The sequence below is a fragment of the Exiguobacterium sp. s89 genome (assembly GCF_018617735.1).
GTDB lineage: Bacteria > Bacillota > Bacilli > Exiguobacteriales > Exiguobacteriaceae > Exiguobacterium > Exiguobacterium marinum.
The window spans coordinates 168,386-180,264 of the sequence record NZ_JACSKS010000002.1 but is presented as its reverse complement, the minus strand read 5'-3'; the positions used below and the strand labels follow the sequence as shown (position 1 = coordinate 180,264).

At 48.0% G+C, this 11,879-nt stretch carries 13 protein-coding genes; 4 read left to right on the top strand and 9 right to left on the bottom strand.

The annotated features are described in order from the left end of the window. Positions 1–24: 24 nt before the first annotated feature. The 3 genes from KNO96_RS06935 to cls all read left to right on the top strand — a co-directional run bounded on the left by KNO96_RS06935 (position 25) and on the right by cls (position 3,201). Complete coding sequence (locus tag KNO96_RS06935) at positions 25–1,209, top strand: chloride channel protein (RefSeq protein ID WP_214703140.1); 1,185 nt, start codon at positions 25–27, stop codon at positions 1,207–1,209. Between the two features lie 65 nt (positions 1,210–1,274). Continuing rightward, positions 1,275–1,625, top strand: coding sequence for a hypothetical protein (locus KNO96_RS06930; protein WP_026825034.1), 351 nt, complete (start codon positions 1,275–1,277; stop codon positions 1,623–1,625). A 46-nt stretch (positions 1,626–1,671) separates the two neighbouring features. Further along, positions 1,672–3,201 (top strand): cardiolipin synthase, encoded by a 1,530-nt coding sequence (cls, locus tag KNO96_RS06925; protein ID WP_353047593.1) that lies wholly within the window; start codon positions 1,672–1,674, stop codon positions 3,199–3,201. On the opposite strand, the gene KNO96_RS06920 is transcribed toward cls, so the two are convergent. The 9 genes from KNO96_RS06920 to ypfJ form a co-directional block, all read right to left on the bottom strand. Continuing rightward, on the bottom strand, positions 3,177–3,710 hold the full coding sequence (locus tag KNO96_RS06920; RefSeq protein WP_251125110.1) for a TVP38/TMEM64 family protein: 534 nt from the start codon (positions 3,708–3,710) through the stop codon (positions 3,177–3,179). The two genes, cls and KNO96_RS06920, sit on opposite strands and share 25 nt — an antisense overlap. Before the next feature lie 63 nt (positions 3,711–3,773). After that, the gene (locus tag KNO96_RS06915) at positions 3,774–5,051 is read right to left on the bottom strand and encodes a dicarboxylate/amino acid:cation symporter (protein WP_026825031.1); all 1,278 of its coding nucleotides are present in this window, start codon (positions 5,049–5,051) and stop codon (positions 3,774–3,776) included. A 155-nt stretch (positions 5,052–5,206) separates the two neighbouring features. Then, complete coding sequence (locus KNO96_RS06910; RefSeq protein WP_214700241.1) at positions 5,207–5,710, bottom strand: YwhD family protein; 504 nt, start codon at positions 5,708–5,710, stop codon at positions 5,207–5,209. Between the two features lie 55 nt (positions 5,711–5,765). Next, positions 5,766–6,815 (bottom strand): DUF871 domain-containing protein, encoded by a 1,050-nt coding sequence (locus KNO96_RS06905; RefSeq protein WP_214703138.1) that lies wholly within the window; start codon positions 6,813–6,815, stop codon positions 5,766–5,768. 62 nt (positions 6,816–6,877) lie between these two features. After that, a complete protein-coding gene (locus tag KNO96_RS06900) occupies positions 6,878–8,251 on the bottom strand; it encodes a PTS transporter subunit EIIC (RefSeq protein WP_214703137.1) in 1,374 nt (457 codons plus the stop codon). A gap of 13 nt (positions 8,252–8,264) precedes the next feature. Then, positions 8,265–9,158, bottom strand: a complete 894-nt coding sequence (gene murQ / locus KNO96_RS06895) for an N-acetylmuramic acid 6-phosphate etherase (RefSeq protein WP_214703136.1) — start codon at positions 9,156–9,158, stop codon at positions 8,265–8,267. Between the two features lie 101 nt (positions 9,159–9,259). Next, positions 9,260–9,727, bottom strand: a complete 468-nt coding sequence (locus KNO96_RS06890; protein ID WP_214703135.1) for a GNAT family N-acetyltransferase — start codon at positions 9,725–9,727, stop codon at positions 9,260–9,262. Further along, entirely contained in the window at positions 9,724–10,572 is an 849-nt protein-coding gene (locus tag KNO96_RS06885; RefSeq protein ID WP_026825025.1) for a MurR/RpiR family transcriptional regulator, read from the bottom strand. Before KNO96_RS06885 ends, KNO96_RS06890 begins: the two co-directional genes overlap by 4 nt. Before the next feature lie 94 nt (positions 10,573–10,666). Then, positions 10,667–11,521: a KPN_02809 family neutral zinc metallopeptidase gene (gene ypfJ / locus KNO96_RS06880; RefSeq protein WP_214703134.1), complete on the bottom strand. Its 855-nt coding sequence runs from the start codon at positions 11,519–11,521 to the stop codon at positions 10,667–10,669. Between the two features lie 149 nt (positions 11,522–11,670). Here ypfJ and KNO96_RS06875 point away from each other — a divergent pair, with 149 nt between their 5' ends. Beyond that, on the top strand, positions 11,671–11,859 hold the full coding sequence (locus KNO96_RS06875) for a 2-hydroxymuconate tautomerase (protein ID WP_012727443.1): 189 nt from the start codon (positions 11,671–11,673) through the stop codon (positions 11,857–11,859). Positions 11,860–11,879 lie beyond the last annotated feature (20 nt).

Sequence of the window (11,879 nt, the reverse complement as noted above, 5' to 3'; positions counted from 1 at the left end):
CGGGCGAAAGAGGTGAGTATGTAGATGAAATCATGGATTGTCAGTGGCTATGCGATTGTACTCGGAATTATCATCGGCTTAGTGAGTTGGCTCTTCTTATCCGTCGTCTATAAAGGGATTCATTTTGTATGGCATACGGTCCCTGAACAATTTGATGTTCGGTTGTATCTATTCCTCGTCCCGGTCCTCGCCGGGGTGTTGATCGGTCTTTTGCAACACCGTTATGGTCGGATGCCGCGCCTCATGCCAGAAGTACTAGAAGAACGGAAAGGGACCGGCCGTATTGACTACCGCTTGATCGGGTTCACGACATTGACCGCTTTACTCGTCCTCATCGGAGGGGCAAGTTTAGGACCTGAAGCGGCACTCGTCGGCATCGTCGGGGGGCTCACGACATGGTTCTCAGAGCGCATCCGCTACGTGCGCCAAGAATTAGGTGAATTACAAGAAGTCGGTCATGCGGTCGTTCTCGGGATTGTCTTCAACGCGCCACTCTTCGGCGCGATTGCGGCTGAGGAAACTGAGCGAAAGAAACAACCGATGCTGAACCTTCTTGCTACACTCGCCGGAATCGGAACGTTCTATCTACTCAATCAACTCGACGAACGCCCACCGTTTATCATTAAATTCCCAGCGATTGAAAGCGTCCAAATCGATTGGTCAATTTTATTGATTGTCCTTGGCGGTATGATTCTCGGATGGCTCTACTTAGTCAGTGAACATACATTAATGCGACTTTTTTCAAACATTCCTATTTTATTGCTCACTACGCTTGGCGGCATCGGGATCGGGGGAATGGCTCTCCTCTATCCAGACTTACTCTTCTCTGGTGAAGAAACAATCCTTGAGTACGTAGATGAGTGGCAACTCATCCCGCTATACACACTTCTCCTTTACAGTGTGTTAAAACTGCTCTTTACGGCATTCTGCCTAGCTACCGGTTGGCGTGGCGGTCATATATACCCACTTCTTTTTTCTTCGTTCACTCTTGGCTATTTTTTCAGCCTCTTATTTGAGGTTGATATGACATTTTCAGTCGTCCTCACGACGAGTGCCTTACTTGCGACAGCGATGCGACAACCGTTGGCGATTATCGTACTACTCGTACTCTTTTTTCCACCGAATAGTTGGTTTTATATATTTGCGGTCGTAGCAATCGTTTCCAAAATTCCACTGCCGTCATTTATCCACTCTCCAGTGAAAGCTTGATTTTAGAAATAGGAAAAAGGGAAATAGATGAATAGTTATGCAGTCTCTCGAAAGGAGGAACGGTTGTGAGCGAATACGAAATGGCCATTGAAAACCTAATTGACGCAGTTAGCTCAGATTGGATTAGCATTATTCTAGCTATTTTAGTCGTGATTATGGGGATTGTCGTCTTCGTTTATGTCGTCATGACAATCGTCGACATGTTTTTATCCAAAGATATCGTCTGGGGAATCGTTGAAGTCATCGCTCTATTCGTCGGACTAGCCGTGTTATTGTCCGTCTTCTATTACTGGAATCGGAATCGGACAAAAGCACAGTTCGGTCTCTTCCTCGTCTTGTTCTCTCTCGCAGTGAATGTGTACTTCTTTGTCCGTTACGCGGATGAAATCAACGCTGTTCTGAACAGCGTGTACTAAAAACGAGGGGATGCATCCCCTCGTTTTCATCGTTTCTGGAAAGGTGGTGTTTCGTTTGAAACGTCGTGTCATTCAATTGATGATTATGGTCATCAGTGTCATTTTGCTAGTCAGTCTCTTTTTTTGGCTGGATATCCTTATACCTGTTTTAATCGGCATCGCCATCGTCGCACCGCTTGTCGTCGGTTGGCAGATTCTATTCGACCAAGTACAGCCCCAAGGAAAGCTCGCCTGGTTACTTACCGTGTTCTTCATCCCGTTCATCGGTGTGTTGGCGTGGGTCATGTTCGGACGCACTCCACGTCGTCATCGACGCTTTAAACGGACGTCATCTGAAATTCGGATGCTAAGACAAGCAATCGAGAGCGAAAAAATTGAGACCTCACCTGAGATCGTGTCCGCCTATCCGTTGACACGAACACTCGAGAAGTTAGGCGCGACCGGTGCGAACGGACATACCTCGACGAAGCTTCTCGTCAATGGTGAATCGAAATTTGAGGCTTTGTTAGAAGTCCTCAACAATGCAACAGATCATATTCATATTCAGTACTATCTATTTCGAACGGATGAGATTTCTTTGAAAGTCCGAGATGCACTCATCCAAAAATCAAATGAAGACGTGACCGTTCGTTTTTTGTATGACGGACTCGGTAGTCAAGAAATCGGAGAAGACTTCATTCAACCGTTACGTGAATCACGCGTTCACGTCCAGGCGTTCGACCCGGTCTTGCACCCCTATCTCGTCTTCAACGCGAACTTCCGAAATCACCAAAAACTGATTGTCGTGGACGGTCAAATCGCTTTGACCGGTGGATTAAACGTAGGAGACGAATATCTCGGTAAAAATGAGAAGCTAGGCTTTTGGCGAGATACCCATTTACACCTTGAGGGACCACTCGTCCGTGAACTCCAACAGCTCTTCGTTGAGAATTGGTTATATGCGGGTCAAGGTACGATGGATGAGACATGGGACTTGTTCGCAGACGAAGAACATCTATCTCGGTATTTTGTGAATGAACCGAAAGGACAAAACGGCGCGACGCAACTTCTCGTCACGTCACCCGGGAAAGATGTCACGATTCGTGATGGACTCATGCGCTTGCTCATGGAGGCTAAAGAGTCCATCTGGATCACGACCCCTTATCTCGTTCCACCACCTGAACTGTTGGCGATTCTCGAGGTCGCCGGTCGCAGCGGGATTGATGTAAGAATCGTCGTACCGGGGAAAGGCGATGAATGGTTCAGTTTTCATGCTTCCGAATATTATTTCGAACAGCTGATTAAGCGAAACATTAAAATTTATAAATATAATCGACATTTCATCCATGCGAAAACGCTTCTGATTGATGGCAAGGTTGCCCTTGTCGGATCGGCCAACTTTGATTTTCGAAGCATGTTTCTAAACCATGAGATGACGATTGCCCAATTCGATACGACATCCATACAAGAGCTTCACGACACCTTTTTAAAGGATTTTGAAGAATCGATTTTGATTGACTGGACCATGTTACGAAAAAAGACGACGAGGAAACGTTTCGTCGAGGCGTTTTGCTATATCTTTTCGCCACTACTTTGACGCATTCGCCAAACGAGGTATGAAACGGCAACGAGTCCGACGAGAAACAATTGCCATTCGATTGTCAACTGCATGGCAGCTGTCACGGCAAGTCCTTCGATGATCAAAGCGGGCACTTTTCCAATCGTACTCGCGACCGCGAACGATGTGAGTGTCATACGACTGAACGCTGCCGATAACGTGACGAGACCAGACGGGACAAACGGCATGAAACGCATCCCGAGAACGAGAAACCATGCTTCGGCTCCTCCAGACTCACGAAGTCGCTGAAACCGGCCACTGTCCGGGGACGTATAGCGATGCAGTGCTTTTCGGTAAAGAATGAAGCTCACGATGGCGCCGATTGCCTCCCCGATAATCGATACGAGTATGCCCGGTACGAGACCGAGGACGCTCACATTGATGGCTGTTAGAAAAGCACTCGGTAGGACACCGGCGACCGCGATTACACTATTCAGTAAAATACTGATAATCAAAAATAAAGGGAGCGGGAGCAATTCCCATTCCATAACGATCACTCTTTCTATGCACAAAATAAGGACCATGACATGTCGTCATGGTCCTTCACTATATCATAGTGATGAAGAAGACGTTGCGCCTGCTTCATCCCACGAGTCTTCGTCGACTGGTGGTAAATGTTTTTCTTCCAATTTCGAAACGACGACCGCACATGCCGCATCCCCCGTGATGTTGACTGATGTGCGAAGCATATCGAGAATACGGTCGACCCCGATAATGAGGGCGATTCCCTCTACCGGTAAGTTGACCGACTGAAGGACGAGGGCAAGCATGACGAGCCCGACTCCTGGCACACCTGCTGTCCCAATGGATGCGAGGACCGCTGTGATGACGACCGTCAACAACTGAGTCATCGTTAAATCAGAAGCAAATACTTGTGCGATGAAAATCGTCGCAACCCCTTGCATGATTGCCGTCCCGTCCATGTTGACCGTTGCCCCGAGTGGTTGCACGAATGAAGAAATTGAACGCGGGACACCAAGTTTTCTTTGTGCCACTTCCATAGAAACAGGAAGGGTCGCGTTTGATGAAGACGTCGAGAAGGCGAACGTCATCGCTTCATAGAAGTTTTTGAAGAAGAATACAGGACTCATCTTCCCGATGAAGTAAACGGCTGCTCCGTATACAATGGTTGCATGTAAGAATAGCGTCAAGACGACGGCAATCATATACCATGCCATCGCAACGACCGCATCGAGACCGATGCCTCCAATCGCAGAAGCAATCAATGCGAAAGCGCCGTATGGTGCGAGCTTCATGACAAGATGAATCAAATACATCATGATACGATCACCTTGTTTGATGAATTGACGCCACGTCTTCGCCTTATCCCCGAGAGCAATTAATGCAAATCCAATCAATGCCGCAAAGACGATGATTTGAAGCATGTTTCCTTCAGCGAGTGCCGTAATCGGATTTGTCGGAATCATATTGACGAATGTCTGTACGATATTTGACGATTCCTCGGTCGCTGTTGATTCAAATTCAAGACCTGTTGTTTGGAAGTCCCCACGCTCCCCTGGCTGTAAGACAGATGCGACACCCATCGCTAACATGATGGCGAGTGCTGTCGTCGTCAAAAAGAATAAAATCGATTTCGTCCCGACTCGGCCTAACTCTTTTGGATCCCCGAGACCCATGACCCCTAAAATAATCGAGAAGAAGACAATCGGTACGACTAACATTTTAATCAAATTCAAGAAAATCGTTCCGACCGGAGATAAAATATATGGATTCACAGTTTCATAAATATTATCCGGCAATCCCGCCAATCCTAGACCAACTACAACACCTAGCGCGAGACCGATTAAGATTTTTTTCGTTTCGCTCATCGTATCACCCTTTCTTTTTTCACAATGTAGTCAGTATATCATAATACTGAATTTTCATACAATTACAAATGAATATCTCTTCAGTTACAAAATTCCCTTTTAATACCAAAAAGTCGAAACAAAAAAGATTGGAGACGAAAATTCGTCCAATCTTTTTACTCAGCGCTTAAGCGCTCGAGCTCTGCATGAAGTTCAGTCGACTGTTCCCAAATCTCGGGGCGATGTTCCTGTAAGAAATTTGCTAATACGTCTCGGGACGGAGCGTCCATCATCTCGATTAAAATCCGACCCTTCAACGACTTGTCCATCTGATTGACGTGATATGGCAATAATTTATAGCCGCGTCTCGCTTCTAAGTCAACCAACATATCACATGCCGCAATTCCACCGTAGTAAAAGCCTTCTGGTTTTCGACCGACTGTGACCCACACAATCCAGTACAGTTTCCCGTTCGGTACCGCCTCCCGGTCCGTCAAAAACTTAATGCGTTTCTCAATGGCAGACTTCGCATGCATTGCGCCCATGTCGATTGTCGCTGTGCCCGTCTCGACATCGATAATCACCGGGGACATGTTATTTAAACTAAGCGAACCGACACCAAAACCACCATGCCCGTCCGTTGCATCGTCTGAAATAATATTAAAATTAATGTCTTTCATGTTCCACCCTCCCTCTCTACTGTACACAATGATATAGGATTGTGGCAATCATGAGTCACACCCAGTCGATTTGAAAGCGTCCGCCTGGACCGATTTGTTGAATCAGTGAACGGTCTTCTAAGATGACTCTTCCGATGACATTGACTCGTTCATCTGCCGATAAATTCTGCTTCGTCACTTGTAATTCTCCTGCATATCGACCGTAACGTTCATTGTCGATCGTGATACTGCCAATCAGCCTTTCTTCTGTGTATTGCGGTTGAATCCGTTGATTTCCGGGTCTACCGTAAGCACGAGACTCAACGGAACGAAGGACATCACGGGCAGAGTCCATCCGATTCGTGTGACGGGTCGGAAGAGAATCATCACGATCCCGTGCAGTCGCTCGAAGGACGATGATTCCCTCATCGTACGCCTGAAACTGTCGCATCGTCGTATCTGATACATACGGGTCGCCAATCAAGATACGATCGACTGTCGTTTGCAAATCGACATAACACGAAAAAGGAGACTTGTGACGATGCGCTTCGAGTGTCGGTAACGTCTCATGAAGGGGACCACGCAACCGCTCTTCTCCAGGGATGAACGCTTGTATCTTGATTCCTTGTGACCGGTGCCAAAGGTTTTTTTCATCAAACCATGTACGCTCGAGCCCTGTTTCCGGACGAGGATAAAAATTATGCCACGCTTCTACGCGTTCTCGTTGTAATCCGTGCCGAAGCATCTCTTCGAGTTCTTTTTCTGTGAGCGTACTCGCATTCAATGCAACCATCATCTGTTTCGATAAAGCAGCGACTTGTTTCGGCGTAACGCCATAATCGACTCGTAATCCCGTGATGCCCCAATCTAAAAGCGTATGCGCATCGTCCCAGTCCTTGCCGAGCGCCTGTAGAGAAGACGGGGCAATATCTGCTACGAGTTCCATATCGAGGCGTCTTGCCAACGCACCTAACTGCTGGAGTCGTTCCGTATAGGTTGTCGGGTCGTCTTCTGGAATATGAAGCGACGTGAAGATGCTCGTAAACCCTACCTCTCGCATATGTTCCATCCAATCAATTAATTCAGGTGACAGTTCCTCGCTCAAGTAAATTGAAATTCCTCTCATACCTATCACTCCTTACCAAAAGTAGAGAAAAAGATGACTCGCTTCTGAGCCATCTTTGTTTATTAGATCCCGTCCGCCATCTCTTCTTTAAAGCCGAAGAAATACGTGAATAAAAAGCCTGCCGTATATGAAATCAATAGTCCTGCAATGTACGTCAAATACATGCCATTATCAATCAATGGTGTGAGCGATAGACCGGATACACCGATTCCGAGCGCCGCCGTCTTCATCGTTGCTTGGAAGGCACCACCGACCGCGGCTCCGAGACACGCCGTCAAGAACGGACGTCCGAGTGGAAGCGTGACCCCGTAAAGAAGTGGTTCGCCGATTCCGAGGAACCCGACCGGGATGGCTCCTTTGATAATATTACGCAGGCGCGGGTTGCGTGTCTTCACAAAGATCGCAAGTGCTGCACCGACTTGACCCGCACCGGCCATCGCCAATATCGGAAGGAGTGCTGTCGTCCCGACCGTGTTCAACAGTTCTAAATGAATCGGCGTCAATCCGTGGTGTAACCCGACCATGACGAGTGGTAAGAAGAATCCGGCAAGTACTGCTCCCGCTACCGGCCCCCCGACTTCAAGCGTCGCATTGATGCCTCGCATGATGCCGTCTGATAATAATCCTGCGACTGGCATGATGGCATAAAGGGCAGTAAATCCAACGATTAGGACAGTAAAGAGTGGTGTAAAGATAATATCAATCGATACCGGCATGAAGCGACGAATGTGCTTCTCGATATACGTCATGAGCCAACCGGCAAAAATAACACCGAACAGCCCTCCACGCCCGACAACGAGCGGTTCCCCATAAATAACGATATCCGCGAGGAGCGGGTTAAATAGAATTCCCCCGGCAATTGCCCCGAGTACCGGCGTTCCCCCAAACTCTTTTGCTGTATTCCACCCGACAAGGATGGCCAAGTACGCAAAAACTGTACTCCCGAGCACGAGCAGAATTTGCATCCACGTCTCTGTTCGGTCGACACCGGCGTTGACAGCGAAGTTCGCCGCACCGTTAATAATCCCCGAAGCGACAAGTCCAGGAATGAGCGGAATGAAGATGTTTCCGAGGCGACGAAGGAATCGTTTGAACGGTGACTTTTGCTTCTCTTTCACCTTCTGGCGTTCAACAGCCGCACGTTCCTCTAACGTTAAGTTCTCATCCACCGACTCTTCCCCAATCGCTAATCCCGTTTCATGGCTCATATAGTCCGCGACCCGATTCACGGTACCTGGACCGACGACAATTTGCAGCGTCTCGTCATCGATGACACCCATGACCCCGTCAATCTTCTTCAATGCGTCAAGATCTGCTTTCGTCGCATCTTTCAACGTCAACCTTACACGTGTCATGCAATGCGCGAGTTGACGAATATTCTCTTTCCCCCCGACATGTGCGAGGATGTCCCGTGCTAAAACCTCTTCTTTCTTCACCTTGAATTCCCCCTTATAGCGCCTCACGGACGAATCCGTTCGCACTCTCTAATCGTTTGATAGCCTCTTCATAAGAGACGTCGGCTAAAATCATGACGATTGCTGTTTTGACGTGGCCCTTGGATGACACAAAATAACGCGCGGCCGTCTCCAGGTCGACCCCTGTCGCTTCTGCGATCATCCTCTTGGCACGCATTTCTAGCTTTTCATTCGTCGGCTTCACGTCGACCATCAAGTTTTGATACACTTTCCCTACTCCAATCATCGACGTCGTCGATATCATGTTGAGGACAAGTTTTTGAGCCGTTCCTGCCTTCAATCTCGTCGAACCTGTCAACACTTCCGGTCCCGTCTCCACTTCAATCGGATAATTCGCATGTCGGCTGATGACGGCATCGTGATTGCATGAAATCGCAGCCGTTATCGCACCGATTTCACGTGCGTAGTCGAGACCCCCGACCACGTATGGTGTCCGACCACTCGCCGCAATCCCAATGACCGTATCGTCCGCTGACAATTGAAGCGCTTTCAAATCTTGAACCGCCAATTCTTTACTGTCTTCTGCTCCCTCGACGGCTTTAACGAGCGCACGTTCGCCACCTGCAATCAGTCCGATGACTTGGTTCGGTGACACACCGAACGTCGGCACACACTCTGCAGCGTCTAAAATACCGAGTCGCCCACTCGTACCCGCTCCGATGTAAATCAAGCGACCGCCTTTACGAAAGGAAGCGATGACCTGCTCTACAACTTGCGCAATGACCGGGAGTTGTTCTTGAATCACTTGAGGGACTTTTTGATCCTCTGCATTCATAATCGTCAATCGTTCCTCAATCGACATCTCGTCCAGTTGCATCGTTCGTTCATTCCGTCTTTCTGTAGCCAATTTATCTAGCATCGCCACCATCCTTTCTTCTCTATGATTTCATCGTACTATATTGAAACTTAAAGTCAATTTATAATTTAATTTTTATGAAATTTAATTTCAAATGAGATTCAAAAGAAAACTCACTCCAATCGAATGAGTTGTTTCTTCAGGACGTGAACGCGCACGTCTTTATTCGTGACCGAATCCTTTTCGTATTCATAGCCGTTCCGTTCCCAAAATCGGCGGGCTCTCTCATTATGAGGAAGCACTCCTAACCGAAACTCTGTTTGATATGGACGCATATATTGATTTTCCAACTGTTCATACAACGTTTGCGCCAGACATGTCCCGTGAAGCGACTCATCGACGACGAACAAACCGAGCCAAAGCGAGCCATCTACCGGGTGTTTTTTTAAGAGGTCTGCGATTGCTATGATTCGCTCTCCTTCGCGAAAAATCAGGCTAACGGTACCTTCTGCTTCAAAATCCGCCACGTTCTCGTCGCGAAACGTTTCAGTGGATTGTCCATTCATACGAGCGAACGTGCGCTGCCGCATCAAGAAGTTCTCCAACTCCGGTCGATCCTCTACCGCATATGGTCGAATCATCGGCGCAATTTCACCATCTCATCTCGGGCTTCTGCGTAACGATCGATCAATCCTTCTCCTTTTCGGTGAAGGAGTCCCATATATAACGTATCGACAATCGTTAATTGCGTCATCCGTGAGGCGATACTTGCGATTCGGAAGTCACTCTCGACGTTCGGCGTACAGAGTCGAACGTCCGCTTCCCGGTAAAGTGGCGATTTGTCGAGGTTGGTGATGGCAATGACAGGAACACGTTTCTTTTTCGCAAATCGGACGAGCTCGAGCACATCTTTCGTTCGTCCTGACGTACTAATCGCGACAAATACGTCAGACTTTCCTAAATGCGGGATCAGCGACAGCATATAATGAAAATCCGGAGATGTCATGGCTGCATATCCCAATTTCGTAAACTTATATTGCGCATCAATCGCCGCCGTCGAAGATCCGCCGACCCCGTAAAAAATGACACGGTTTGCACGTGCGAACAACTCCACCGCATGTTCGAGTTCTCGTTTATCCATCGCTTCGGCGCATGCTTCAATCGCCGCTTTATTGACGTGAATGACTTTTTGAAACGAGTCGTACGGGGTATCTTTTTGCTGAAGGACATTGAAATCTGTCAATGTCGTCTCCGTGACGGCCAGGTCTTTCACGAGCGCGAGTTTAAATGCTTTAAAACTATCGATTCCAATCACTCTAGCGAAGCGAACGATACTCGCCTCAGACACATCCGTCTTTTGGGCAAGCTCTTTCGTGGTCATATTTGGAATGAGCGTTGAATGCGACAAAATGTAGTCCGCAATTTTCTTTTCAACCGCTGTCATATCGTCTTTTGCTAAATCAATTTTCGTAAGTAAGGATTCCATCGGGTCATCCCCTTCCTGCAACTGTTGTTCTTTTATGATAGCGGATTCTTTCCTCATATTCCAATCGGCTAAGAAGGTCGAGCGTTCAACCGGCCTATAAGTTGTTCGTATTGAACGTGTCCCCACCTTGAATCGATCCGTTCTCAAATCCTCTTTCGAACCATCGCATCCGTTGTTCAGAAGTACCATGCGTGAACGAGTCCGGTGTCACGTATCCACGCGCCTGACGTTGTAACGTGTCATCCCCAATCTGATGCGCGGCATTCATCGCCTCTTCGACGTCTCCTGCTTCGAGATACCCTAAACCTTGCGCATGATGCGCCCATACGCCTGCGTAGTAGTCCGCCTGCAATTCAAAGCGAACGAGATAACGGTTGAATTCCGTTTCACTCATCTCGTTACGAAGCGGCATGATTTCTCCTGTCGCCCCGAGAAGTGTCTGTACATGATGCCCGACCTCATGGGCGACGACGTATGCCATCGCAAAGTCACCAGGTGCATTGAAACGTTGGCTCAGTTCATCATAAAAACTCAAATCGATATATAGTTTTTGGTCGCCGGGACAATAGAACGGACCAACGGCCGACCCGGCAATACCACAAGCGGATTCGACTTGTCCCGAAAATAGGACGAGCGTCGGCTCTTCATATGTCATCCCATTTTTAGCGAATATGTCTGTCCACACTTCTTCCGTATCTTTTAAAACGACCGCTACGAAGTCCGCCATCTCCTCTTCACGAGCCGTTCCCGTATACGTTCCCTCCGATTGAGGTTCCCCAAGTCCGATGTTGTTGACGAGATCCGTCGGACTGCCTCCGTTCAATAACGTAAAGACGATGACGAGAATCAATCCGAGACCACCCCCGACCCCGGCAATCCCTTTTCCTCCGATGCTCCGTCCCCGTCGGTCCTCGACGTTACGGCTCTGTTGTCTTCCTTTCCACTTCATCTTCATTCCTCCTACATTCGCTCTGTCTTGTTACATACCCGAAATATATAAAAAATGAGCGCCTGCTTTGAGGTAGATGAGAATTTTTCTTTTCTCAGCGAACGGGATTCACTACAATATAAGAGACTTCAGCAAAGGAGGAATGACCCATGCCTTACGTAACGGTAAAAATGCTTCCGGGCCGTACCGTGGAACAGAAACGTGCGTTGATCGAAAAGGTGACGGATGCCGTCTCCGAGACGACGAACGCGCCAAAAGAAAACATCACCGTCTTCATCGAAGAGATGGATGCAACACATTACGGTCAAGCCGGTGTGATGCACGCAGATAAGAAATAAGCGACGAACGGACCCCTAAT

What these genes read in the sequence shown, in the direction of transcription:
- KNO96_RS06890 (WP_214703135.1), bottom strand. Translation starts at nt 9,727, where the DNA reads ATGATTCGACCATATGCGGTAGAGGATCGACCGGAGTTGGAGAACTTC.
- KNO96_RS06910 (WP_214700241.1), bottom strand. Translation starts at nt 5,710, where the DNA reads ATGAAAGACATTAATTTTAATATTATTTCAGACGATGCAACGGACGGG.
- murQ (WP_214703136.1), bottom strand. Translation starts at nt 9,158, where the DNA reads ATGGTGGCGATGCTAGATAAATTGGCTACAGAAAGACGGAATGAACGA.
- KNO96_RS06875 (WP_012727443.1), top strand. Translation starts at nt 11,671, where the DNA reads ATGCCTTACGTAACGGTAAAAATGCTTCCGGGCCGTACCGTGGAACAG.
- ypfJ (WP_214703134.1), bottom strand. Translation starts at nt 11,521, where the DNA reads ATGAAGTGGAAAGGAAGACAACAGAGCCGTAACGTCGAGGACCGACGG.
- KNO96_RS06920 (WP_251125110.1), bottom strand. Translation starts at nt 3,710, where the DNA reads ATGGAATGGGAATTGCTCCCGCTCCCTTTATTTTTGATTATCAGTATT.
- KNO96_RS06905 (WP_214703138.1), bottom strand. Translation starts at nt 6,815, where the DNA reads ATGAGAGGAATTTCAATTTACTTGAGCGAGGAACTGTCACCTGAATTA.
- KNO96_RS06935 (WP_214703140.1), top strand. Translation starts at nt 25, where the DNA reads ATGAAATCATGGATTGTCAGTGGCTATGCGATTGTACTCGGAATTATC.
- KNO96_RS06885 (WP_026825025.1), bottom strand. Translation starts at nt 10,572, where the DNA reads ATGGAATCCTTACTTACGAAAATTGATTTAGCAAAAGACGATATGACA.
- KNO96_RS06915 (WP_026825031.1), bottom strand. Translation starts at nt 5,051, where the DNA reads ATGAGCGAAACGAAAAAAATCTTAATCGGTCTCGCGCTAGGTGTTGTA.